At 71.7% G+C, this 23,838-nt stretch carries 22 protein-coding genes and 1 pseudogene; 13 read left to right on the top strand and 10 right to left on the bottom strand.

Annotation, left to right across the window (positions count from 1 at the left end):
- The first annotated feature begins 63 nt into the window (after positions 1-63).
- Positions 64-603, top strand: a complete 540-nt coding sequence (locus CD790_RS02595; protein WP_144381299.1) for a DUF4245 domain-containing protein — start codon at positions 64-66, stop codon at positions 601-603.
- A gap of 79 nt (positions 604-682) precedes the next feature.
- On the opposite strand, the gene CD790_RS02600 is transcribed toward CD790_RS02595, so the two are convergent.
- The 4 genes from CD790_RS02600 to CD790_RS02615 all read right to left on the bottom strand — a co-directional run bounded on the left by CD790_RS02600 (position 683) and on the right by CD790_RS02615 (position 4,496).
- Entirely contained in the window at positions 683-1,273 is a 591-nt protein-coding gene (locus tag CD790_RS02600; protein WP_144381300.1) for a malonic semialdehyde reductase, read from the bottom strand.
- Between the two features lie 233 nt (positions 1,274-1,506).
- The gene (locus CD790_RS02605; protein WP_144381301.1) at positions 1,507-1,770 is read right to left on the bottom strand and encodes an exodeoxyribonuclease VII small subunit; all 264 of its coding nucleotides are present in this window, start codon (positions 1,768-1,770) and stop codon (positions 1,507-1,509) included.
- A 10-nt stretch (positions 1,771-1,780) separates the two neighbouring features.
- On the bottom strand, positions 1,781-3,001 hold the full coding sequence (gene xseA, locus CD790_RS02610; RefSeq protein ID WP_144381302.1) for an exodeoxyribonuclease VII large subunit: 1,221 nt from the start codon (positions 2,999-3,001) through the stop codon (positions 1,781-1,783).
- Positions 3,002-3,158: 157 nt separating this feature from the next.
- Positions 3,159-4,496 (bottom strand): APC family permease, encoded by a 1,338-nt coding sequence (locus tag CD790_RS02615; RefSeq protein WP_144381303.1) that lies wholly within the window; start codon positions 4,494-4,496, stop codon positions 3,159-3,161.
- A gap of 82 nt (positions 4,497-4,578) precedes the next feature.
- Here CD790_RS02615 and CD790_RS02620 point away from each other — a divergent pair, with 82 nt between their 5' ends.
- Positions 4,579-5,568: a 4-hydroxy-3-methylbut-2-enyl diphosphate reductase gene (locus CD790_RS02620; RefSeq protein WP_144381304.1), complete on the top strand. Its 990-nt coding sequence runs from the start codon at positions 4,579-4,581 to the stop codon at positions 5,566-5,568.
- Positions 5,569-5,710: 142 nt separating this feature from the next.
- Positions 5,711-6,511 carry a polyphosphate--glucose phosphotransferase gene (ppgK, locus tag CD790_RS02625; RefSeq protein WP_144381305.1) on the top strand — a complete coding sequence of 267 codons (801 nt, stop codon included), beginning with the start codon at positions 5,711-5,713 and terminating at the stop codon, positions 6,509-6,511.
- Between the two features lie 64 nt (positions 6,512-6,575).
- Here ppgK and CD790_RS36570 read toward each other — a convergent pair.
- A pseudogene (locus CD790_RS36570) lies at positions 6,576-6,812 on the bottom strand (DUF6542 domain-containing protein); the annotation flags it as partial.
- Positions 6,813-7,298: 486 nt separating this feature from the next.
- On the opposite strand from CD790_RS36570, the gene ychF reads away from it, so the two are divergent.
- On the top strand, positions 7,299-8,387 hold the full coding sequence (ychF, locus tag CD790_RS02630; RefSeq protein WP_144381306.1) for a redox-regulated ATPase YchF: 1,089 nt from the start codon (positions 7,299-7,301) through the stop codon (positions 8,385-8,387).
- Between the two features lie 130 nt (positions 8,388-8,517).
- Here ychF and CD790_RS02635 read toward each other — a convergent pair whose 3' ends face one another.
- Positions 8,518-8,781 carry a type II toxin-antitoxin system RelE/ParE family toxin gene (locus CD790_RS02635; protein WP_144381307.1) on the bottom strand — a complete coding sequence of 88 codons (264 nt, stop codon included), beginning with the start codon at positions 8,779-8,781 and terminating at the stop codon, positions 8,518-8,520.
- On the bottom strand, positions 8,774-9,043 hold the full coding sequence (locus tag CD790_RS02640) for a type II toxin-antitoxin system Phd/YefM family antitoxin (protein WP_144381308.1): 270 nt from the start codon (positions 9,041-9,043) through the stop codon (positions 8,774-8,776). Before CD790_RS02640 ends, CD790_RS02635 begins: the two co-directional genes overlap by 8 nt.
- A gap of 370 nt (positions 9,044-9,413) precedes the next feature.
- On the opposite strand from CD790_RS02640, the gene CD790_RS02645 reads away from it, so the two are divergent.
- Together CD790_RS02645 and CD790_RS02650 are read left to right on the top strand one after the other, a co-directional pair.
- Entirely contained in the window at positions 9,414-9,695 is a 282-nt protein-coding gene (locus CD790_RS02645; protein WP_144381309.1) for a type II toxin-antitoxin system Phd/YefM family antitoxin, read from the top strand.
- The gene (locus CD790_RS02650; protein WP_144381310.1) at positions 9,692-9,946 is read left to right on the top strand and encodes a Txe/YoeB family addiction module toxin; all 255 of its coding nucleotides are present in this window, start codon (positions 9,692-9,694) and stop codon (positions 9,944-9,946) included. Before CD790_RS02645 ends, CD790_RS02650 begins: the two co-directional genes overlap by 4 nt.
- 98 nt (positions 9,947-10,044) lie before the next feature.
- Here the strand turns inward: CD790_RS02650 and CD790_RS02655 are convergent, their stop codons facing one another.
- Positions 10,045-10,626, bottom strand: a complete 582-nt coding sequence (locus CD790_RS02655) for a Uma2 family endonuclease (RefSeq protein WP_144381311.1) — start codon at positions 10,624-10,626, stop codon at positions 10,045-10,047.
- A 379-nt stretch (positions 10,627-11,005) separates the two neighbouring features.
- Positions 11,006-11,656, bottom strand: coding sequence for a hypothetical protein (locus CD790_RS02660; RefSeq protein WP_260867286.1), 651 nt, complete (start codon positions 11,654-11,656; stop codon positions 11,006-11,008).
- Between the two features lie 153 nt (positions 11,657-11,809).
- Between CD790_RS02660 and CD790_RS02665 the strand changes: the two genes are divergently transcribed.
- Positions 11,810-14,308, top strand: a complete 2,499-nt coding sequence (locus tag CD790_RS02665; RefSeq protein WP_144381312.1) for a SpoIIE family protein phosphatase — start codon at positions 11,810-11,812, stop codon at positions 14,306-14,308.
- A 76-nt stretch (positions 14,309-14,384) separates the two neighbouring features.
- Here the strand turns inward: CD790_RS02665 and CD790_RS02670 are convergent, their stop codons facing one another.
- Entirely contained in the window at positions 14,385-15,815 is a 1,431-nt protein-coding gene (locus tag CD790_RS02670; RefSeq protein ID WP_260867287.1) for a M1 family metallopeptidase, read from the bottom strand.
- 226 nt (positions 15,816-16,041) lie between these two features.
- Here CD790_RS02670 and CD790_RS02675 point away from each other — a divergent pair, with 226 nt between their 5' ends.
- The 6 genes from CD790_RS02675 (at position 16,042) to CD790_RS02700 (ending at position 23,783) form a co-directional block, all read left to right on the top strand.
- Positions 16,042-16,794: a GntR family transcriptional regulator gene (locus CD790_RS02675; RefSeq protein WP_144381313.1), complete on the top strand. Its 753-nt coding sequence runs from the start codon at positions 16,042-16,044 to the stop codon at positions 16,792-16,794.
- Between the two features lie 651 nt (positions 16,795-17,445).
- Positions 17,446-19,062: an APC family permease gene (locus tag CD790_RS02680; RefSeq protein ID WP_260867288.1), complete on the top strand. Its 1,617-nt coding sequence runs from the start codon at positions 17,446-17,448 to the stop codon at positions 19,060-19,062.
- Positions 19,063-19,294: 232 nt separating this feature from the next.
- A complete protein-coding gene (locus CD790_RS02685; RefSeq protein ID WP_144381315.1) occupies positions 19,295-19,471 on the top strand; it encodes an SPOR domain-containing protein in 177 nt (58 codons plus the stop codon).
- A 63-nt stretch (positions 19,472-19,534) separates the two neighbouring features.
- Positions 19,535-19,927: a (deoxy)nucleoside triphosphate pyrophosphohydrolase gene (locus tag CD790_RS02690; RefSeq protein ID WP_144381316.1), complete on the top strand. Its 393-nt coding sequence runs from the start codon at positions 19,535-19,537 to the stop codon at positions 19,925-19,927.
- Positions 19,928-20,471: 544 nt separating this feature from the next.
- Positions 20,472-20,912, top strand: coding sequence for an ATP-binding protein (locus CD790_RS02695; protein ID WP_144381873.1), 441 nt, complete (start codon positions 20,472-20,474; stop codon positions 20,910-20,912).
- A gap of 255 nt (positions 20,913-21,167) precedes the next feature.
- The gene (locus tag CD790_RS02700; RefSeq protein ID WP_144381874.1) at positions 21,168-23,783 is read left to right on the top strand and encodes a SpoIIE family protein phosphatase; all 2,616 of its coding nucleotides are present in this window, start codon (positions 21,168-21,170) and stop codon (positions 23,781-23,783) included.
- The last annotated feature ends 55 nt before the right edge of the window (positions 23,784-23,838 follow it).

The raw sequence follows: 23,838 nt of genomic DNA on the forward strand, positions 1-23,838 counted from the left end.
GAGGTCAGAGCGGGGGCGGGGGGTGTCGTCCGGCTCCGACCCGGTATGGGGGACGATAGGCGGATGGCAGGTATGCGTGGCAAGCAGTCGGTGCGGAACATGGTGCTCTCGTTGTCGGTGAGCAGCCTGGCGGCGGCGGGCATCTACGTCTTCGGCGTCCCGCACGACGAGAACAACGACCCGATCAAGACGGTCGACTACGAGGTGGACCTGAAGACGGTCCGGCGCGCGGCGTCCTACCCGGTGGCGGCCCCGAAGGACGGCGCCCTGCCCAAGGGCTGGCGGGCCACCTCGGTGCGCTACACCCCGCAGAGCGACGTCGGCGCCGTCTGGCACCTGGGCTTCCTCGACCCCGACCGCGAGTACGTCGCGATCGAGCAGAGCGACGGCCGCCCGGGGCCGTTCGTCGACGAGGTCACGCAGTCCGCCCGCAAGACCGAGAAGACCGAGCGGATCGCCGGGGAGACCTGGCGGCGCTACGAGGGGCCTAAGTACGACGCGCTGGTGCGCGAGGGCAAGGGCGTGACCACGGTGGTCACCGGCACGGCGTCGTTCGCCCAGCTCACGAAGATGGCCGCCGCGCTGGACGCCCGCAAGGGCTGAGCGCGGCGGCCGACGGGCCCCACGGGGGGTTGAGGGCCCGGGATGACCCCGCCGGGGGGAGCGGGGCCGTTCGGGGTGCTCAGACGGTGGTGACGACCTGGTCGTACGCCAGCCGCGGGGAGCGCGGGTGCCAGGCGTTCTCGCCCGGCTTGCCGATGTTGACGACCATCAGCGGGGTGTGGTCGTCGTCCAGGAACTCCTTCCGCACACCCTCGGCGTCGAAGCCGGTCATCGGGCCGGCGGCGAGACCGGCCGCGCGGATGCCGAGGATGAAGTAGCCGGCCTGGAGCGAGGCGTTGAGGCCGGCGGCCCGCTCACGGGCGGCGCGCTCGGTGAAGAAGACGTCCTTGGCCTGCGGGAAGTGCGGGAAGAGCTCCGGGAGCTCGTGGTGGAACTCGTTGTCCGCGGCCAGGATCGCCACCAGCGGCGCGGTCCGGGTCTTGGCCTGGTTGCCCTCGGCCATGTGCGCGACGAGGCGCTCACGGGCCTCGGCGGAACGGACCAGCACGATGCGCAGCGGCGTCTGGTTGAAGGCGGTGGGGCCGTACTTCACGAGGTCGTAGACCGCCTGCATCTGCTCCTCGGTCACCGGCTCGTCGGTGAACGTGTTGGCCGTGCGGGCCTCGCGGAAGAGCAGGTCCTGGGCGGCGGCGTCGAGGGTGAGGGACATGGGGCGCTCCCTGAGGGTGTGGTTGAACGTAAAACCACTATGGCTCGCCATGTATTAACTTTCAACTAAATCGGCGGCCGGGTGGGCAACCTCACAGCTCCTCGCCGTCTCATCGGCCATGACGGGACCGAGCGGTCCCCCCACCCCTGACAGGTCCGCTCGTCGCCCCGCGCGCGACGGGTTCGGTTCGGGGGCTCCGTACGGTGCGCGGTGGCTCCCGGCCCGCTCGGCGGCTACTCCTCGCAGCCCTCGCGGTCCACTTCGCCGTCGCCCTCGGCGGCCTGCTGTCCCGCCAGCGCCGCGTCCAGCCGCGCCCGGGCACCGTCCAGCCAGCGCCGGCAGACGCGCGCCAGCTCCTCGCCGCGCTCCCACAGGGCGAGCGACTCCTCCAGCGTGGTCCCGCCCGCCTCCAGCCGGCGCACGACCTCGACCAGCTCGTCCCGTGCCTGCTCGTATCCGAGAGCGGACTCGCCCGCCATCTCGTCTGTTGTCGCCATGCGCCCCACCCTATGCGGGGTCGCGGTCGGCGACGCGGACCGTGAACTCGCCCTCGGCGACCCGGGCGCGCAGCGGCTCCTCGGCGGTCACCTCGTCCGCCGTACGGACCACCGAACCGTCGGCGTGCTGGAGCACCGCGTAGCCGCGGCGCAGGGTGGCGGCGGGGGAGAGCGCCACCACCCGGGCGTGGGTGTGCGCCAGCTCCGAGTCGGCGCGGTCCAGGAGGTGGCCCAGGGTGCGGCGGCCGCGGTCGAGCAACGCCGCCACCTGATCCGCGCGCTCGTCCACCATCCGGTGCGGGCGCTGTATCGACGGCCGGGCCAGCGCCGCCGACAGGCCCCGCTCCTCGCGGTCCAGGAAGCCGGTGACCGAGCGCAGCGCGCGCTCGCGCAACTGCTGGATCCGGGACAGCTCCTCGCCCACGTCCGGCACGACCTTCTTCGCCGCGTCCGTCGGCGTGGACGCCCGCAGGTCCGCGACCAGGTCGAGCAGCGGCGAGTCCGGCTCGTGCCCGATCGCGGAGACCACCGGCGTACGACAGGCGGCCACCGTCCGCACCAACTGCTCGTCGGAGAACGGCAGCAGGTCCTCCACGCTGCCTCCGCCCCGCGCCACGACGATCACGTCGACCTCCGGGTGGGCGTCCAGCTCGCGGACCGCCTCCACCACCCGGGGCACCGCGTGCACGCCCTGCACGGCGACGTTGCGCACCTCGAACCGCACGGCGGGCCAGCGCAGTCGGGCGTTCTCCAGCACGTCCCGCTCGGCGGCCGAGGCCCGGCCGCAGACCAGCCCGACCAGCTGCGGCAGGAAGGGCAGCGGGCGCTTGCGCTCGGCGTCGAAGAGCCCCTCCGCCGCCAGCGACTTCTTCAGCTGCTCCAGCCGCGCCAGCAGCTCGCCCACCCCGACCGGCCGGATCTCCACCGCCCGCAGCGACAGCTGCCCGCGCGGGGCGTACCACTCCGGCTTGGCGTGCACCACGACGCGGGCGCCCTCGGAGACCACGTCCGCGACCCGGTCGAAGACCGAGCGGAAACAGGTCACCGAGAGGGAGATGTCGTAGCTGGGGTCGCGCAGCGTCAGGAACACCACCCCGGCGCCGGGACGCCGGGAAAGCTGCGTGATCTGCCCCTCGACCCACACCGCACCGAGGCGGTCGATCCAGCCGCCGATCAGACGGGAGACCTCGCCTACGGGGATGGGGGTGTCGGGGGAGGTGTGCACGGCCATGCGGCTGAGCGTAGCCCGCGCGGCGGTGGACCCGGGCGGGTTCCCGGCTTCCCGCCGGTGGGGCCGGCCGGGGCCGCCGGCGTCGCCGGGGGCGCCAGGGCCGTCAGGCCCATCGGGCCACCGCGGCCGTCAGATGGTGGGACCCGGGGCCGATGGCTCACCCCGTCGTACCCCGCCGGAACTCCGCCAGGAGCACCACCAGGCCCACCGCCAGCCACACCGCGCCCACCACCTGCGCCACCCCCGACGCCGCGACCATGACCGCCACGGTCACCCCCATGCCCAGCAGCGGCACCACCACATGGCGCACCACGTGCGGGCGGTCGGCGTGGCGGCGGACCCAGAACCAGCCGATCACGGAGGCGTGCAGCAGGGTGAAGGCGGACAGCGCGCCGATGTCGACGATGGACACCAGCCGGTCCAGACCCTCGTCGCTCCGGGCGGCCCAGACCGCCGCCACGAGTGTGACCAGCGCCGCCACCACCAGGGCCCGCGCCGGCACCCCGCTGCGCCCGCCGACCTTGGCCAGAACGGGGGGCAGCCGCCGGTCGCGGCCCATCGCGAACAGCAGCCGGCCGGCCGCCGCCTGCCCCGCCAGCGCGGCGAACGCGGCGCCCACCGCCTTACTGAGAGCCACCAGGTCGTGCAGCCAGGACCCCACCGCGGCGTCGACCGTGTCGTAGAAGGCGGAGCCCTGCCGCGCCGGCTCCTCGGCCAGCTCGGCGGCGGACATCGGCGCGAGCAGGGCGGCCAGATAGGTCTGGACGACGAAGAGCAGGCCCGCCACCACCAGGCAGGTCAGCACGGCCCGCGCCACCCAGGCGGTGCTGGTGGTCTCCTCCGCGAAGGAGGCGATCGCGTCGAAACCGAGGTAGGAGAGGACCGCGACCGACACCGCGGCGAGCACCGCGGAGGTGGAGAACGGGCCCTGACCGGTGAAGGGGGACACCCAGTCGCGGCGCGCGCCGTGCGCGGCGAGCTGCACCACGGCGGCCGAGACGAAGACGATCAGCACCGCGATCTCCAGGGCCAGCACCAGGAGGCCGGCGAGCGCGGCGGCCCGCACTCCCCACAGGTTCAGCCCGGTAGTGATCACGACGGCGACGGCGGTCCACACCCAGCGGTCCACCGCCGGCACCAGCGCCTCTATCGCGATCCCGGAGAAGAGATACGCGACGGCCGGGATCAGCAGGTAGTCCAGCAGCGCCATCCACCCGGCGACGAAGCCCGCGCTCTCGCCGAGCCCGAGCCGGGCGTAGGTGAACACCGATCCGGCGACCGGCGCGACCCGCACCATCTGGGCGTACGAGTAGGCGGTGAAGGCCATCGCCACCGTCGCCACGACGTACACCAGCGCCACCGCGCCGTGCGACTTCGCGTCGAGCGTGCCGAACACGCCGACGGGGGCCATGGGGGCGATGAAGAGCAGACCGTAGACGACCAGATCGCGGAAGCGGAGGACGCGCCGCAGGGTGCCGTCCGCCTCAGCCGCCATCCCGCCCGCCTCCCAGCCTCGTCGTGCGGGCCCCAGTCTGTGCCACCGACGTGCGCTTCGGAGGCTGCGCCACGGCCTTACGATGGAGCACATGACTGCAACGCCCTCCCGCCGGGTCCTGCTCGCCGCCCCCCGTGGCTACTGCGCGGGCGTGGACCGCGCCGTGATCGCCGTCGAGAAGGCCCTGGAGCAGTACGGCGCGCCGATCTATGTGCGCCACGAGATCGTCCACAACAAGTACGTGGTCAAGACCCTGGAGAAGAAGGGCGCCATCTTCGTCGACGAGACGGAGGAGGTACCCCCGGGCAATATCGTGATCTTCTCGGCGCACGGTGTGGCGCCGGTCGTGCACGACGAGGCCAAGCGCGGCAAGCTGGCGACGATCGACGCGACCTGCCCGCTGGTCACCAAGGTCCACAAGGAGGCCGTGCGCTTCGCGAAGGAGGACTTCGACATCCTCCTCATCGGTCACGAGGGCCACGAGGAGGTCATCGGCACCAGCGGCGAGGCGCCGGACCACATCCAGCTGGTCGACGGCCCCAAGGACGTGGAGAACGTCGAGGTCCGCGACGCCTCCCGGGTGGTGTGGCTCTCCCAGACCACCCTGTCCGTCGACGAGACGATGGAGACGGTCGACGCGCTCAAGGAGCGCTTCCCGCAGCTCGTCAGCCCGCCCAGCGACGACATCTGCTACGCCACGCAGAACCGCCAGACCGCGGTGAAGCAGATGGGCGCGGAGGCCGATCTGGTGATCGTCGTCGGCTCCAAGAACTCCTCCAACTCCGTCCGGCTGGTCGAGGTCGCCCTCGGCGCCGGCGCGCGCGACGCGCACCTGGTGGACTTCGCCGAGGAGATCGACGAGGCGTGGCTGGAGGGCGTGCGGACGGTCGGCGTCACCTCGGGCGCCTCCGTGCCGGAGATCCTGGTCGAGGGCGTCCTGGAGTGGCTGGCCCAGCGCGGCTACGACGACGTGGAGACGGTCACGGCGGCGCAGGAGTCGATCACCTTCTCGCTGCCGAAGGAGCTGCGGCGCGACCTGCGCGCGGAGGCGGCGGCAGCGGTCGAGGAGTGACGCCGGCGTTCGGGTGACGAGGGTGGTCGTCGTCGGATGACGACGCGTTCGGGTGACGTGCGCCGTGCCGGGTGCCCGGCCAGGTGTCCCGATCCGACCGCCGAGGCGGTGAGCGGCCCCGAACGGCCCTAGCCTGAAGTTCATGAACGTATTCGGCGTGGACATCGGCGGTTCGGGCATCAAGGGCGCTCCGGTGGACCTGGCGCGCGGAGACCTCTCGGACGACCGGTTCAAGGTGCTCACCCCGCACCCGGCGACCCCGGAGTCGGTCGTGGAGTCGGTGCGCGAGGTGGCGGACCACTTCGGCTGGCGCGGCCGGCCGGTCGGGGTGACGTTCCCCGGCGTGGTGACCGACGGCACGACGCGTACGGCGGCCAACGTCGACAACGGCTGGATCGGTGTGGACGCGGCCGGGATGCTGAGCGAAGAGCTGCGGTCGCCGGTCACGGTGGTCAACGACGCGGACGCGGCCGGCATCGCGGAGATGACCTTCGGCGCGGGACGCGGCCGTCGGGGCACGGTCATCCTGCTGACCTTCGGCACCGGCATCGGCAGCGCGGTCTTCACGGACGGCCGGCTGGTGCCCAACACCGAGCTGGGCCATCTGGAGCTGGACGGGGTGGACGCCGAGAAGCGCGCCTCGACCAGGGCCAAGGAGGACCACGACCTCAGCTGGCACCACTGGGCGCGGCGGGTGGAGCGCTACCTCGCGCATGTGGAGATGCTCTTCTCGCCCGAGTTGTTCGTGATCGGCGGCGGGGTGAGCCGCAAGGCGGAGAAGTTCCTGCCGCTGATCGGACACGTCAGGGCCGAGATCGTCCCTGCCCAGCTGCAGAACAACGCGGGGATCGTCGGAGCCGCGATGGCCGCTGCGGGGAAGGCGGGATCGCCGGCCGCGGAGACGGGCGCCCGCCCGACCTCGTCCGCCGCCGCCTCCGACTGACCCGGGCCACCTGCCGTACGAGGACGATCAGCGCGGTGAGCACGGTGCCCGCGTAGAGCCAGCCGGCGTGCAGCGACAGCGAGGTGAACACGCCCACCGCCTGGCCGCCGAGCCCGTCACCGCCGTCGTTGATCGGCACCAGGCCGGCGGCGAAGGCGATGGGCATCCCGACCGGCGCGGTGACCAGGTCCAGCGGGCGCACCCACAGCCCGCAGCCGATGCAGGTCAGGACGTAGACGACCCCGTAGACGGCGGGCGAACCGGAGAACAGCAGCACGTCGAGGCCGCCGATGGTGACCATGGTCAGCACGGCGAGCAGCCCGGCCCCGAACCCGGTGAGCCGTGGCCGGGGCAGCCGCCGGAGCCGGATGGCGAGGGCCGCGGCGGGGGATGCCGCGGCCGCGGGGCGGGACGGCGGAGGGCGCCGGCCGGCCGGGCGTCGAGGCGCGCCGGTCCCGGCGGCCGCCGTACGTCCCCGTGCTCCCGGCCCAGGCCCCGGTCCGGCGCCGGTCCTGGGCCGCCCGGGCCGGGGGATGGGCCGCTGCGGGCGCCTCCTGTAGTCCTCCACTCGACCAACGTAGGCGGGGGGACGGGCGGAATCTGTCCCCAGACACGCGGTTTGAGCCACCTTGGGCTCAGGGTTTGACGCCGGACGGGAGGGTCGGCTAGAGCGCGGTCGTGGTGAGCGCGCCGGTACGGGGTGGGGTCGCGGGACGGCCCCGTAGACTGGTGGACCGGCCTGCACGGGCCTTCATATCCGCTCTTATCCGCTACGGGAAGTCGCCACGTGTCGCTCACGATCGGAATCGTCGGTCTGCCGAATGTCGGCAAGTCGACCCTGTTCAACGCCCTGACCAAGAACGACGTGCTGGCGGCCAACTACCCGTTCGCCACCATCGAGCCCAACGTGGGCGTCGTCGGCGTCCCCGACGCCCGCCTGCACAAGCTGGCCGAGATCTTCAGCTCCCAGCGGGTGCTGCCGGCCACCGTCGACTTCGTCGACATCGCCGGTATCGTGCGCGGCGCCAGCGAGGGCGAGGGCCTGGGCAACAAGTTCCTGGCGAACATCCGCGAGTCCGACGCGATCTGCCAGGTCATCCGGGCCTTCAAGGACGAGAACGTCGTCCACGTCGACGGCAAGGTGTCGCCCAAGGACGACATCGAGACGATCAACACCGAGCTGATCCTCGCCGACCTCCAGACCATCGAGAAGGTGCTGCCGCGCCTGGTCAAGGAGTCCCGGATCAAGAAGGACGTCGCCCCGAAGGTCAAGGCCGTCGAGGAGGCGAAGGAGATCCTGGAGAAGGGCGAGACCCTCTTCGCGCACGGGATCGTCCAGGGCAGCGAGCGCACGGAGCTCCTCCACGACCTGCACCTGCTCACCACCAAGCCGTTCCTCTACGTCTTCAACGTGGACGAGGACGAGCTGACCGACGACGCCTTCAAGGACGAGCAGCGCGCCCTGGTCGCCCCGGCCGAGGCCATCTTCCTCAACGCCAAGCTGGAGGCCGACCTCGCCGAGCTCGACGAGGAGGACGCCATGGAGCTCCTCCAGTCCGTCGGCGCCGAGGAACCGGGCCTGGCCACCCTCGCCCGCGTCGGCTTCGACACCCTGGGCCTCCAGACCTACCTGACCGCCGGCCCCAAGGAAGCCCGCGCCTGGACCATCAAGAAGGGCGCCACCGCCCCCGAGGCCGCCGGTGTCATCCACACCGACTTCCAGAAGGGCTTCATCAAGGCCGAGGTCATCTCCTTCGCCGACCTGGTCGACACCGGCTCCGTCGCCGACGCCCGCGCGGCGGGCAAGGCGCGCATGGAGGGCAAGGAGTACGTGATGCAGGACGGGGACGTGGTGGAGTTCCGCTTCAACGTGTAGTCGCGCGCATACCGCACGTGACCTAACTGGTCCGTGCAGGTCAGAAGGGGTCGGACTCTGTCGAGTCCGACCCTTTCGTCGTCACCGTGCTGGATGGGTGCTGGATGTTCTGACGTGTTGTCAGCGGCTATCAGGTGTCGTAGACGGTCGATCGGTGTCCTACGTGAACGACCCAGACCACCAGTTCCCCGTTGTCGATCGTGTAGACGACGCGGTAGTCGCCGACTCGCAGTCGTCGACGGTCTGGCTGGGACACGAGTGCGGTGGTGTTGAAGCCGAGTGGATCGCTTTCCAGCTCGGTCAGCTTGGCCAGGATGCGCAGCGCCATCTCGCGCGGGATCTTCCGAAGCTCGGCCTGCGCCTCGGGGCGGAAGACGGTTCGGTACTCACTCACTGCGCGCCAGCGTCTCCCTCATGACGTCCTCGATCGAGATGCCAGGTGCGGGGTTGGCCATGCGCTCGTCGATGATCCGATTGATCTCGCGCTCTTCCCACTCCTGGTACTTGCGTAGTACCTCGATGGAGACGACGGCGGCGACCTCTTTGCCGCGGCGCGTGATCACCGTGGGTACGTCGTCGCGGTCGGCGCGCTCCACGACCTCCGCCAAATGTGCGCGCACGTCGCGGATGGACTCTATGGGCAGTGGTTGCGTCATGCGCCCAAGCGTACCGAGTGTCCCATGTGTACACAACGCCTGTCGGGGGGAGGGCGGGCCCCTTCGCCGTGGCTGCGCGTGCTGGATGTACTGGGTGAACCTGCACCGTGCTGGATCGGTGCTGGATATGGGCTTCGGAATCGACGCTTCCGCAGGTCGGAGCATTGCGTCTGACGTCCCGCTTCAATTGTGACCTTCCGGTTACCTTGAGCTAGATTGATCTGTCAAATGTGCAGGTCGAACGGGGCTCGCCTCTAGGGAGGCGAGCCCCGTTCTCCTTTCCGTGCTGACCTGGTGCTGACTTTTCGGCCTGCCCGGCGTCTGCTCGGTGGTACGTTATGTGGTACCAGTCATGGAGGGAGTTCAGTCGATGTCGATCACTGCCAGCGAGGCGCGCAAGGCTCTCTTCCCGTTGATCAAGAAGGTCAACGACGATCACGAGGCCATCGAGATCGTCTCCAAGCACGGGAACGCCGTACTCGTCTCGGCTGAGGACTACGCCGCCCTGCGTGAAGGCTCCTACCTGTTGCGCTCGCCGGCGAACGCCCGCCGACTGCTCAAGGCGTACGAGAACGCGCTTGGTGGTATGGGGCTCTCCGAGCGAGAACTCATCGACCCTGATGCGTCGCGTGCCGAGAAGGGTGACGCGTGAGGCTCGTCTTCGAAGAAGGCGGCTGGGAGGACTACACGTCCTGGCTCAAAAACGACCGCAAGATGCTCGCCCGGATCAACAAGCTCATCGAGGACGTCCTGCGTGACCCGTTCACCGGAATCGGCAAGCCCGAGCCGCTGAAGTACCACCTGCCAGGCGCCTGGTCGCGGCGGATCGACGACGAGCACCGCCTCGTCTACGTGGTCACGGATCGGGAGATCATTATCCTGGCCGCCCGCTACCACTACTGATCGCCGGGGGGTCGCGATCGTGCTGGTTCGCCACGGCATTGAAGCGTGCAGGTCGAACGGGTCGGACTCTGGCGAGTCCGACCCGTTCGGCGTTCTGGTCATGTGCGGCGAGGCAGGCTGAGCTTGTCCAGGTCGAGGCTGACCTGGAAGGGCACCGGGCGCTGGAGCGAGCCTCGGAAGATGCCGGCGGGCGCGTAGGCGCGGGTTGGCTCGTCCAGTTCGTAGATGTGGACGACGGGTGCACCGTCCTCGTCCTCGATGCACCAGTAGTGGGGGATGCCGGCCTCCGCGTACTTGCGGAGCTTGACCGTGCGGTCCCTGTGGGCCGACTCGGGGGAGACGACCTCGACGACGAGTCGTACTTCGTCCGGTGCGAACCAGGTGCGGTCGCCATCGAAGTCGGCCGTCGTCACCAGCAGATCCGGCTCAGGCCGGTTGCGCTCATCGAGCTTGACGGTCATCTCTCGGCCGACTCTGACGTCGGCAGGCGCCTGCTCCATGAGGGCGACGGTGAGCATGGTGACGAGGTGGCCGTGCCACCACCTCTGCGGCGACATCCTGAAGACGAGAGCTCCGTCGATCAGCTCGGTGTGGCGAGGCGCCTCGGGGAGGCGGTCGAGATCCTCCGCGAACCAGCCTTCCGCGCGCGGCGGGCGCATCCAGTCGGGCAGTGCGGTCATGGGACAAACCCTAGCGATTGCACGGGCACGGAGGCGTGTTGTCCTGCCGTTCCATCGGCGCATGTCCGGCTGCTCTGCGGGATCTCCAGCGCCGGAACACCCCCGCCTGCGCGGGGACCACGCGGTGCTCCCGGGGCGGGAACCGCCGTCGCGCGGACCACCCCCGCCTGCGCGGGGACCACTCTTTCTGACCTGCGGAGCTAGAGTGACTTTGCCACTCCTTGACTCTTCCTCGCAGGTGTCACCGCTACATGGTGACAGAGGTCGTCCCAGCAAACTGCGACGAGTGGGGAGGCCGCGGGCCTCGTGACGGGCTGACCCCGGCGCCCACCTCACAGGAGGGTGGGGGCGCGCAGGGGGTCGGCGGGTGGGCGGCGGGCTATGCCTTCGGGGGTACACCCGGCGCGCCCAGGGCCAAAGCGCGGGCGATCGCCGCTGAGACCAAGGCGGCGTGGTCCGGTGGCGGTGGGTGGTCCAGGCCGTGGCCAGGTGGAGGAAGTCGGGCAGGTCGCGTTCCGCGTCGGGGCAGGTGACGCAGTTCGGGGGCGGGCAGCTCGATCACGGGGTTGTCGTCCTGTTCGGTGTCGACGGTCAACCGGGCGACGTCGCCGAGACGTTCGGCCATGGGGGAGGGGGCGTGGCCGAAGGAAGCCAGGCCGGCGCCGTCGACGACCGCGAGCCAGTCGCCTCGCTCCTCCGGCCCGTTGCAGCGGCCCGGCAGCGGGGTGGCGCCGGTGGTGGTGTCGGTGACGCGGAGGCCGCCGCCGGCGAAGAGGGGGTCCATGGTGAGCAGCCCGTGCAGGAAGCTCTCCAGCGGGTCGGCGGGTCGGCGGGTCGGCGGGTCGGCGGGGCGTGCCGGGCGGCCGTCGGTCGCGGGGTCGGTGTCGTTGCGGGCGGCGATGCCCATCACCACCGTGCCGACCTCGGTGGGGCCGAGCGCGCCGTGGAGCGGCAGGCTCGGGGGCGGAGACCGGCCAGAGGGCGAAACCGTCCAGGGGTAGACCTCCAGGACGGGCCGCAGGGTGATCATCCCGGAGTCCGCGGCACCTTCGCCGCGCGCGCACGCCGTTACGGAGGGTGGGTGCGGCGAGAGTCCATGACGGCGACCCGCCGCGCCGATCACCCCACCGTGGCACATCCTGGTACGTAGGACGCGTATGCGTCCGTACCGGGAGGGCGCGAGATGGGTGTGGAAGGCCCGGGTGTCGGCGGCCGCGCGGAGGTGGGGGAGGTGCTGGCGGCCCATCTGGTGGACGCCGTGCGGGCGGCGGGCGGATACGGGGGCGGGGTCTATCTGCGTTCGCCGGATCGCAGGTCGCTGGTGCTGACGGTGGTGGCGGGGGTGCCGCGGTCGCTGATGAAGGCGTGGTGGCGGGTGCCGGTGAGCGGGGCGCTGCCCATGTCGGCCGCCTACCGGACGGGGGAACCGGTGCACCTGGCCGACGAGGGGGAGACCATGCGCCGGTTCCCGCAGATGTCGGTGGGGCTGCCCTACCCCTTCGCCTCCGAGTACCAGCCGGTACGGGCGAACGGCGAGGTCGTGGGCGTGTTCTTCGTGAAGTGGTCCACCGCGCGGGCGGCCCGCCTGCGGGCGGCGCCCGATGCCGACCGGATGCGGCTAGGGGCGGCCGCCGAGGAGGTGGGGGCCGCGCTCGGCGGGGTGCCCGCGGACCGGCCGCTGGAGTACGACGGAGATCCGGTGGGGGTGCGGCTGCCCGCCGAGGTGCTGGCCGTGGAGATGGGGATGTTCGACTGGGACCTGGACTCGGGGGCCTTCACCGCCGACGAGGACGGGTGGGCGGTCCTCGGCATCGACCCGGCCGACTCCGACGGCACGATCGACCACCTCAAGGGCCGCGTCTGCTCCGACGACCTGCCCGAGCTGCGGGCCGCCGAGCGCGACGCCCGGGAGGGGCGGTGGATCAGGGGCCGCAGGTTTCGGGTGTGCGAGGCGCGGGAGGGCGAGCGGCGGTACCGGCCCGTCGAGCTGTGGGGGCGGGGCGTACGGGGAGTGGACGACGCCGGGCGGCCCAGCCACCGCGTCCTGGCCCTGGTCGTCGACGCCGTCTCCGGCCCCATCGCCGCGGAGGCCGCCGAGCGGCTGCCGGACGGGGTCTTCTCCCTCGACCAGGACGGCCGCACCGTCTACGCCAACCACCGCTGCGAACAGCTGCTGCGCTGCCCGCGCGAGGAGCTGCTCGGCCGGTACCCGTGGCGCGTGCTGACCTGGCTCTCCGACCCCGCCTACGAGGACCGCTACCGCGCCGCCATGCTCTCCCAGGAGCCCACCTCCTTCCTGGTCCGCCACCCCGCCGGCGAATGGCTCGGCTTCATCCTCTACCCCGACGTACACGGCCTGACCGGCCGCGTCTTCCCCAGCGACCCCCCGCCCGCCCACGAGGGCCACACCCCCGCCACGGCCCACGAGCCGTCCTCCCCCGTCGACGCCGCCACGGCCCAGCTCACCCCGACCCGCCCCGGCGCCCTGTACCACGTCGTGCAGATGGCCAGCGTGCTCACCGAGGCCGTCACCGTGCGGGAGGTCTGCCGGGCAGTCGCCGACCAACTGCTGCCCGCGTTCGGCGGCCAGGAGGTGGCGCTGTACCTGGTACGCGACCGGCGCATGCACCTGGCCTGGGAGTCCGGCTACCCGGAGGGCTTCCTCGACCCCTTCGAAGGCGTCTCCCTCGACGCCCACCTTCCCGGCGTGGAGGCCCTCACCTTCGGTGCGCCGATCTTCTTCGAGTCGCGCCAGCTGCTCTCCGGCGCCTACCCCGGCATCGCCCTGGACCGGATGCAATCCTGGGCCTTCCTGCCGCTGATCGCCTCCGGTCACCCCGTCGGCTCCTGCATCCTCGGCTACGTCGCCCCGCACACCTTCACCCCCGACGAGCGCGCCGCCCTGACGGCGCTGGGCGGACTGGTCGCCCAGGCCCTGGAGCGGGCCCGGCTCTACGACGCGGAGTTCACCCTCGCCCGCGGTCTCCAGGACGCCCTGCTGCCGCACCGGCTGCCGCCGATCGCCGGGCTGCGCACCGCCGGCCGCTACCTGCCGGGCACCCAGGGCATGGAGATCGGCGGCGACTGGTACGACGTGATCGAGACCGGTTCCGGCGTCGCGCTGGTCATCGGCGACGTCGAGGGCCACAGCGTCGCCGCCGCGGCCGTCATGGGCCAGCTCCGCAGCGCCGTCAACGCCCTGGCCACCAGCGCGATCGGCCCGCGGGAGGTGGTCGGCCGCACCAACCGACTGCTCGCCGACCTCGACGCCGGCGTCTGCGCCACCTGCTGCTACATCGAACTCGACCCGAGCACCGGCCACGGCCACGCGGTCCGCGCCGGCCACCCGCCCCCCGTGCTGCGCCACCCCGACGGCCGCACCGACGTCCTCGACCTGCCCGGCGGCGTCATGCTCGGCGTCCAGGCCGAGGCCGGCTACCCCGTCACCCCGCTGGAACTGCCCCGCGGTGGGGTCCTCGCCCTCTACACCGACGGCCTGGTCGAGCAGCCGGGCCAGGACATCGAAACCGGTATCCAGGCCCTGTCCGACGCCCTCGCCCGCGGCTCGCCCGACACCCTGGAGACCACGGCCGACACCGTCGTCCAGGAGGCCCGTCGCGCCGAGGACCGCCCCGACGACGTGGCGCTGCTGCTCACCGCGTACACCGGCGCCCGCTCCTGACCGCACCCCCGCGACCGGGGGTCCACGGCGGCGCGACACGGCCGTCGTCGGCGCCGCTCCGGCCGTGCCCACCGCTCTACGGGCGGTCCGGCTTGCCCTTCCCGTAGAGCCAGACGTCGAAGATCTCGCTCAGGTCCTTGCCCGACTCCTTCTCGCACAGGGCGATGAACGCCCTGGTGTCGGCGTTGCCATGCCGATGCCGCTTCAGCCAGGTGCGCACGATGGAGAAGAAGGTGTCGTCGCCGACGGCCTCGCGGACCTTGTGCAGCGTCATCGCGCCGCGCCCGTAGACGGGGGAGTCCGAGACCGCCTCGGCGCTGGGCGGACTGCCGGGCGGGAAGGCCCAGATGCCCTCGCTCTGGTCGTCGGTGCCGTCCCAGAAGTCCTGGAAGATCTCATCGGCCGAGCGGCCGTCGTGGTCCGCCTCCCAGAGCCACTCCGCATAGGTGGCGAAGCCCTCGTTGAGCCACATGTCCTGCCAGGAGCGCGGGGTGACGGAGTTGCCGAACCACTGGTGGGCCAGCTCGTGGACGAGCAGCAGCTCGTCGGGGGCCGCGCCGAAGTACGGCTTGGTCTGGGTCTCCAGGGCGTAGCCCACGTCCGGGTTGCGGTCGACGATCGCGCCGGTGGAGGAGAACGGGTACGGGCCGAAGCGGCGGCTCTGCCAGTCGATGATCTCCGAGACCTGTTCGGAGACCTTCCGGCTGGCGTCGACCTCGTCGTAGTCGACGGCGTTGTACTGCGGCAGGTCGCCGTCGGTGACGGTGTCGGTGACCTCGAACTGGCCGACGGCGAGGGTGGCCAGATAGCTGGCCATGGGTTCGCCGGTGTGCCAGCGGTACGTGGTGCGCTCGCCGGTGGCCTCCCGGCTCTCCAACTCGCCGTTGGAGACGGCGGTGTAGTCGGTGGGCACGGTGACGTCGACGTCGTAGGCGGCCTTGTCGGAGGGGTGGTGGTTGCCCGGGAACCAGGCCATGGATCCGGTCGGCTGGCCCAGCCCCACGGCGCCGTCGTCGGTCTCGATCCAGCCCTCGATCGAGCCGTCGGGGTCGTGGATGGTCTTCGGCGTGCCGTCGTAGCGGATGCTGGCCTTGAAGATCCGTCCCTTGGACAGCGACGACTTGGGCGTGACCGTCAGTTCGGTGCCGCCGCGGGTGAAGGTCGCGGTCATGCCGTCCACGGTGGCCTTGCGCACGGTCAGGCCGGCCAGGTCGAGGTTGAAGGAGCTGAGCGGCTCGGTGGCGCGGGCGGTGATCTCGGCGGTGCCCTTGAGGCGGTTGTCGTCCGGTGCGTAGTCCAGCGTCAGTTTGTAGTGCGTCACGTCGTAGCCGCCGTTCCCCAGCTTGGGGAAGAGCGGGTCGCCGGCGCCGGCGGCCCCGGGGCGGGCCGCAGCGGCCCCCTCCTTGGAGTCGGCGTCGCCGCTGCACCCGGTGGCGGTGCAGGCGAGTACCAACAGCGCGCCGCACAGGGCCCGCAGGGGAGAACGACGGGGCACGTACGGACGCACGGACGGCGCTCCTCGGCTTGGAAGGTTCGGACGCGTGATCGCTTGACTGCAATTCAACTGGCGCGTCCCGTCGTTGTCGAACTGCTTACCGCCGATTCATGTCACTCGTCGCCTAAACCTTCCTGAGCTGCGGTTCACCACATCTGGTGATGCTTTGGCCTTCAGTTGCGGCTCGCAACCCTGGGTTGCCAAGCTGTTGCCGACTGTCAAATCCCTGGGAGTGCCCGTGGCCTTCGGTGAGCAGCCCGCATACCTCCGAGTTGCCGACGACCTCCGGAAGAAAATCGTCGGGGGTGAGCTCCCGCCGCACGCCCGACTACCGTCCCAGGCCCGTATCCGGGAGGTGTACGGGGTCTCCGACACCGTCGCCCTGGAGGCCCGCAAGGTGCTGATGGCCGAGGGCCTGGTCGAGGGGCGTTCCGGCTCCGGCACCTATGTGCGCGAGCAGCCGGTGCAGCGCCGGCTCTCCCGTACGGGCTATCGCAGCCCGACCCGCTGCACCCCGTTCCGGCAGGAGCAGGCCGACGAGCAGACCCGCGGGACCTGGGAGTCCAGCAGCGAGCGGGGGGCGGCGTCCACGGAGGTCGCCGTGCGGCTGCGCATCGAGCCGGGCGAGGAGGTCATGCGCACCCGCTATGTCTTCCGCTCGGCGGGGGAGCCCACCATGCTCTCCACCTCCTGGGAGCCGCTCGCGGTGACCGGCCGCACACCCGTGATGCTCCCCGAGGAGGGGCCGCTGGCCGGGCGGGGCGTGGTCGACCGGATGGCCGCCATCGGGCTGGTGGTGGACAACGTGGCCGAGGAGGTCAGCGCTCGCCCCGGCCTCGCCGAGGAGACCCTGGCTCTCGGCGGCGTCCCCGGACACGCGGTCCTCGTCGTGTCCCGCACCTTCTTCGTGGGCCGGCGGCCGGTCGAGACGGCGGACGTGGTGACGCTGGCGGAGCGGTATCGGATCGCCTATCACCTGCCGGTGAGGTGACGGGTGATAGGCCGTGGGGGCGGCGCTTCGGCGCCCATCCGTCCTCTCGGTGGGCCGACTTGAGGAGGGTGGGCGCCGCCGGGTCGGTCGGTTCGGGGTTCTCGCCCTCACGGCGGTGCGTGAGGAGTCCCGCACCCTCCTCCGAGCCCGCCCCGTGATGCCCCGTGTCACGTCCGATTGTCGTGCCCCGGTGTCGTGTTCCCCTTGTCGTGATGGCTCCGCGTCATGAGGCCCGCGTCGCGCGGGTGTCGCGGCGTAGCCGGGAGTTAACGCCCCGCCCGGCGTCGTAACGGCGGCGCAACGGCGCACCCCGTCGATTGTCATGTCCGCCGCATAACCTGCCGGAGTGCGGTCGTCGTCGCGGCTCCGATGGGGTTCGGCGGCCCCCTTCGGTGGCCCTTCGGGGCCCTCTCGACCCCGTCCGGGTATCGGCGCCGGACGGGGTTGAGAAGTGTTGCAAACCTCACAGAACGCCAGGTCAGGGGCTTTTTGCGGAAGACGATCATCCCTTTCGCTCATAGGATGCTGCGGTTTGTGTCCGAACTCGCAGGGGCGTCCGCGTCCCAACTCGCAGGGGCGAAGGGAGTGCCAGGAACGTTGAGCAGCACCGAACAGGGTTCCCACTCGAATTACCGACGGTCACTTGGCACGGTGGCCCTCACCGCGGTCGGCCTCGGGTCGATCATCGGCTCCGGCTGGCTCTTCGGCGCTGAGCGCGCCGCCGCGCTGGCGGGCCCCGCCGCGATCTTCTCCTGGGTGATCGGTGCCATCGTGGCGCTGACCATCGCTCTGACCTACACCGAGCTCGGCTCGATGTTCCCCAAGGCCGGCGGCATGGTCCGCTACGGCCAGTACTCCCACGGCTCGCTCGCCGGCTACCTCGCCGCCTGGGCCAACTGGATCGCGATCGTCTCCGTGATCCCGGGTGAGGCCACCGCCTCGATCCAGTACATGAGCTCCTGGGACTTCGGCTGGGCCAAGGAGCTGTACGACGGCAAGGAGTTGTCCGGCACCGGCCTCGCGCTGGCCTCCGTGCTGCTGCTCTTCTACTTCTTCCTGAACTGGTTCGCGATCACCCTGTTCGCCAAGACCAACACCGCGATCACCGTCTTCAAGGTGGTCGTCCCGGTCCTGACGGCGGGTGCCCTGATGTGGGCTCACTTCGACACCAGCAACGTCACCGACCACGGCGGGTTCACCCCGAACGGCTGGAGCTCGGTCTTCAGCGCCGTCGCGGTGGCGGGCATCGTCTGGGCCTTCAACGGCTTCCAGTCGCCGCTGAACATGGCCGCCGAGGCCCGCAACCCGGGCAAGTCGCTGCCCAAGGCCGTCATCGGCTCCATCCTGATCGCGCTGGTCATCTACATCGCGCTGCAGGTCGCCTTCCTGATGGCCGTTCCGGCCGACGCCCTCGCGGGCGGCGAGGGTTGGGGCGGACTGACCTTCAACTCCCCGCTCGCCGACCTGGCCACCGCCTGGTCGCTGAACTGGCTGGCGATCCTGCTCTACGCGGACGCCTTCGTGTCCCCCTCGGGCACCGGCATGATCTACGCCGCCACCACCTCGCGCATGATCCACGGCGTGCAGGAGAACGGCCACCTGCCGGGCGTCTTCGGCAAGGTCGACCCGAAGACCGGCGTGCCGCGCCCGGCGCTGCTGCTCAACCTGGCGGTCGCCTTCCTCTTCCTGGCGGTCTTCCGCGGCTGGGGCTCCATCGCCGAGATCGTCGGTGTGGCCACGGTCATCTCGTACATCACCGGCCCCGTCGCCGTGATGGCCATGCGCCGGCTGGCCCCGGGCCTGCCGCGCCCGGTGAAGCTGCGCGCCATGCCGGTGATCGCCCCGATCGCGATGATCTTCGGCTCGCTGGTCATGTACTGGGCCCGCTGGCCGCTCACCGGCAAGGTCATCTTCATCATGGCGATCGGCCTGCCGATCTGGGCCTGGTACGAGCTGCGCAAGCCGTGGGCCGAGCTCAAGCCGCACCTCGTGGCGGGCGCCTGGATGGTGCTCTACCTGCTGGTCATGGCGCTGGTCTCGTGGGCCGGCGGCACCGAGTTCGGCGGCAAGGGCTACCTCGCCCCCGGCTGGGACATCCTCGTCGTCTCGCTGATCGCGCTGGCCTTCTACTACTGGGGTGTCCAGAGCGCCTGGCGCAACCCCACCCTCGTGGCGGTCGAGCAGGAGATGCTGGCGTCGAAGCAGGAGGCCGGGGCGGGCGACGCCACGGCCGAGGACGGTCGGGAGAAGGCGCCCGCCGGCGTCTGACCGAGGCCGACGGCTTCCGGGCCCCGCGTCCCACCTCAGGGTGGAGCGCGGGGCCCGCGCGTTGTGCGGAGCGTCTGCGGCTGGCCGGATGCGTTCCTCTTTGTGAAATTCCGTATCCGTTGAGTAAAGGTTGGGCGTACGCTCAGGCATATGCGGATCGGGGTTTCCACCAGGCCCGAGGGGGCGTACGCCGGAGCCGTACCGAGCAGTACGAAGCGGAGGGACACTAGCGATGAGTGAGAGCGGCGCCGTCCTGCCATGGCTCGTCATCCGCCAGGACGACAGCGGCAACCGCTATCGCGTCGGCCGCTATGCCACGAAGAACGAGGCACAGCAGGTCGCCGACCGGCTGCAGGCCCGCGGGCACCAGCAGCTGTACGTCGTCGAGCGCACGGCGGCCTCCCGATAGGCGCCGTGACCGGTACGGCGGTCGTAGAGAGCGCGCTACCGCGCCTGCCGTATCGTGCCGCGCATGACGGTGCGTGTGGTGGTGGGCGGAGCGGTGTTCGACCGTGGGCGGCTGCTGGCCGCCCGGCGCAGCGCTCCGCCCGAGCTCGCCGGCCGCTGGGAGCTGCCGGGCGGTAAGGCCGAGCCCGGGGAGACACCGGAGGAGACCCTCGTCCGCGAGCTGCGCGAGGAACTCGGCATCGAGGTCGAGCCGCTGGAGCGGCTGACCGGGGAGTGGCCGCTGAAGCCCGGCTATGTGCTCCACGTCTGGACGGCCCGGTTGAGCGCGGGCGAGCCCCGGCCGCTCCAGGACCACGACGAGGTGCGCTGGCTGACCCCGGAGCGGATCCACGAGGTGGACTGGTTGGACCAGGACCGCCCGGCGGTCGCGGCCGCGCTCGCACGTTCGCCCTGGTAGCCCCCGCCCTTCCGGATTCCGAAGCGCCCGCGGGGCGGTGGCCGGTCACGCCCGTGCCAGCCGAAGCCGGCGCCGTGCTCCCGTGCGGGCCGCAACCGGCGCCGTGCCGTGCTCCCCGGTGAGCCGAGGCCGGCGCCGTGTCGCTCTCCGGCGGGGGCGGTGGCGGCTGTCGTGCCGTTCTCCCGCGTGAGCCGAGGCGCGGCCGCGCCATACCGGCACCCCTGCTTCCGGGGCACCGTCCGCCCGCGGCCGCACCCCGCCGCGGTCCCGTCCCGCTCACCGCCGCGCCCCGCGTGCGGAGCCGCGTGGCACCGCCTCGTGGAGGCGGGTCGTCGCTCTCGGGCGGGGTGTCGAGGCCCGCCCCCGGTCCTGCACGCCGGGGGCCGTCGTGGCGTCAAGGGCGCGTAAGCGTCGCGTAGAACATGTGCCGAAAGTGTCACCGTGCGCCCGGCCAGACGATAGTTGCCCCGGATTATCGGGTATGTGCTGATTAACCGCCTCGAAGCTGGACAATCCGGTGGGTAATGCATGGGCGGTCGGGGATGTGATCGGCGTGAGCGAGAGCGCAGAGGCCGCAGGGGCCGTGGCATCCACGCCGGTCTTCGCCGAATGGAGCTTTCCCGCGGAAGCGGGGTCGGTACGCACGGCCCGCGCCTTGGTCCGCGAGGCGCTGTCGGACTGGGGGCTGCACGCCGTCATCGACGTGACCGAGCTGCTGGTCAGCGAGCTGGTCACCAACGCCATGCGGTACACCAGCGGCCCGATCAGCCTGCGCATGCGCAGCCGCGCCACCCCGGTCGAGGGCCGGGTGCTGGTGGTCGAGGTCTCCGACCCGGTGGAGGACCCGCCGCACGAGCGGGTGGCCACCCCGGACGACGAGGGCGGGCGCGGGCTCCAACTGGTGGCCTGTGCGTCCATCCGCTGGGGGACCCGGTGTGGGAAGACGGGGAAGACCGTGTGGTTCGAGCTGGCCCTGCCCGGTTAGGAGACAGGGGGAGCACTGATCGATCGTCGCGGACCCCGTCGAATCCACGGGTCCGCGGGGGAGGGCGCAATGTGGCCGTGGGAACCGAACCAGCCGATGAGACCGTGCTGTGATCGTGAAGGGCGTGCTCCGGATAGCCGGCGTACTGGATACTCAGCTATCTGAGGCCGGTCCGAGACCTGAGCCGGAGGGGACGGGCGCGTGAGCGAGAAGCCAGCGGGGGCGCAGATGCCCGAGGGTAAGGCTGTACCACCCATGTGGCAGAGCAGCCCGCCTGGATCGATCTACGACTACATCCGCGTGGCCTCCTTCTCGCTGGGGCCGGACGGCCGCATCGCCCACTGGAGCGAACGCGCCGCCGAACTGCTGGGACTGACGGCCCGACAGGCGATCGGCAAGGACCCGGTGGAGGCGTTCGTCCCACCCGAGCTGCGTGATCTCGGTCACCGCAAGGTCGCCGAGATCCTCGACGGGCGCGAGTGGGTGGGCCTGGTGCCCTATCGCAACCCCGACAGCCCACGCGGCTACGGTCTGGCGGAGATCTATGTGATGCCCGCCGCCGCGGAGCTCGGCCAACGCTCGGCGCTGTGCGTCGCCGTCGACGTGGGCGCGCTGCGCCGCCTGGAAACCGACCTCGCGGCGTCGCAGGCCGTTTTCGGTCAATCTCCCCTGGGTTTCTTCTTCTGCGGTACGGATCTGCGGATGCTGCGGGTCAACGAGCGCTTCGCGACGGTCTTCGGCCGCCCCGCCGACGCCTACCGGGGCATGCTCCCGGAGGACCTGTTGCCGCGCGGCGAGGCCGACCGGCTCAGCACCGCGATACGCCAAGTCCTGGAGACCGGGCAGACGGTGACGGACATGCCGCTGGTCGGCACCGTCCCCACCGGCCCGGAGCGGCGCCGCTGGTCGATATCGCTGTACCGGCTGCACAGCGGCTCCGGCCGGCCGATCGGGGTGGCGGGTCTGGCCGCCGACGTCACCGGCCGCCGCCGCGCCGAGTTGGAGGCCGCCGGCGTCCGTCGCAACCTGGCCCTGCTGAACGAGGCCGGGGCCCGAATAGGCACCTCGCTCGACCTCGAGACCACCGCCCGCGAACTCCTCGACGTGGCCGTGCCGCAGTTCTGCGACCTGGCCTCGGTCGACCTCTACCAGGACCTGTTGACCGGCGACGAGCGGCCGCCCGGAGCCGCCGACGGCAGCGCCGAGCTGCGCCGGGTCGCCTTCTCCAGCGCCGTCTCCGACGGCCCGTTGGCACTCTTCGACCGCTGTCGGGTGGATCGCCCGGAGGACGCGCTCACCGGCACCCGTAAGCCCATCCAGGTCGGCGAGGTGCACCGCTACCCGTTCAACTCGCCCTGCGCGCACGCCCTGCGCACCGCCCAGGCCCGGGTCGTCGCCGGCCGCGACGGGGCCGAGCCCGAACTGGGCGCCGCCGTCCCGCAGTCCACGCTGGTGGTGCCGATGGTCGCCCGCGACGTGGTGGTCGGGCTGGCGCAGTTCTCCCGCACGAAGGGGAGCGAGCCGTTCGGCGAGCGGGACACCGCGCTCGCGGTGGAGCTGGCCGCCCGCGCGGCCGTGTGCATCGACAACGCCCGGCTCTACCGCCGGGAGCACGAGCGCGCCCTGATCCTCCAGCGCAGCCTGCTGCCCCCCGGCGACCCGGAGGCGGCCGGCCTGGACATCGCCTGCCGCTATCTGCCCGGCAACACCGCGACCGAGGTGGGCGGCGACTGGTTCGACGTGATCGAGCTGCCCGGGCACCGCACCGCACTGGTCGTCGGCGACGTGATGGGCCGCGGACTGCGCGCCGCCGTCGCCATGGGCGAACTGCGCACCGCCGTGCGGACCCTGGCGCTGCTCGACCTGGAGCCCGCCGAGGTGCTCTCCGCGCTGGACGAGATCGCCCGCGGCCTGGGCGCCCCCGGCGGCTCCCGCGCCGGAGCCCGGTCCGCGGCCCCCCGCGGCTCACGCTCCCCGCACGGTCGCGGCACGCACCTCGACGGCCCCTCGGACCTGTCCGAGGTCTACCTCGCCACCTGCGTCTACGCCGTCTACGACCCGGTCACCCGGCGTTGCACCTTCGCCAACGCGGGCCATCTGCCGCCGGTGATGGTCACCCCCGGGCGGCCCGCGGAGCTGGTGGAGGTGGCGCCCGGGATGCCGCTGGGCGTGGGCGGCGAGCCGTTCGAGGAGACCGAGATCGAGCTGCCCGACGGCGCCCTGCTCGCGCTCTACACCGACGGGCTGGTGGAGTCGCGTGACCACGCGCTGGACGAGGGGCTGGCGGCGTTCCGCACGGCCCTGAGCGACCGCGCCTCGGCCGCCGCCGTCCTCGGCCGCCCCGAGGGCTCGCTGGAGGACGTCTGCGACCACGTGCTGACCCGCCTGAACACCCAGCACGGCGAGGACGACATCGCGCTGCTGATGGCCCGGGTGCAGGGCCTGCCGGCCGGCTCGGTCGGCGACTGGCGGTTGCCCAGCGAGCCGCGCTCGGTCGGCCGGGCCCGCGAGCTGGCCTGCGAGCAGCTGCGGAGCTGGGGGCTGGAAGCGCTGGTGGACACCACCGAGCTGCTCGTCAGCGAGCTGGTCACCAACGCCCTGCGGTACGGCGAGGGCGAGATCCGGCTGCGGCTGCTGTTGGACCGCACGCTGGTGTGCGAGGTGTGGGACGGCGGTCTGGTCCAGCCACGCCGCCGCCGCGCCCGTGACACCGACGAGGGCGGCCGCGGGCTCCAGCTGGTCGGCCTGCTCAGCGCCTCCTGGGGCAGCCGCCGCACCCCCCGCGGCAAGACCGTCTGGTTCGAGCTGGCCCTCCCCAGCGGGGAGGCCGCGGGCGCCGGCGAGGTGGAAGCCCTGCTCAGCCTGTTCTGACCCCGGGGGCAGCCCCGGGCGACCCCCCTGGGCGGCATCTCAAGCCAGGACGGCG

Source organism: Streptomyces sp. SAJ15 (assembly GCF_007595705.1).
GTDB lineage: Bacteria > Actinomycetota > Actinomycetes > Streptomycetales > Streptomycetaceae > Streptomyces.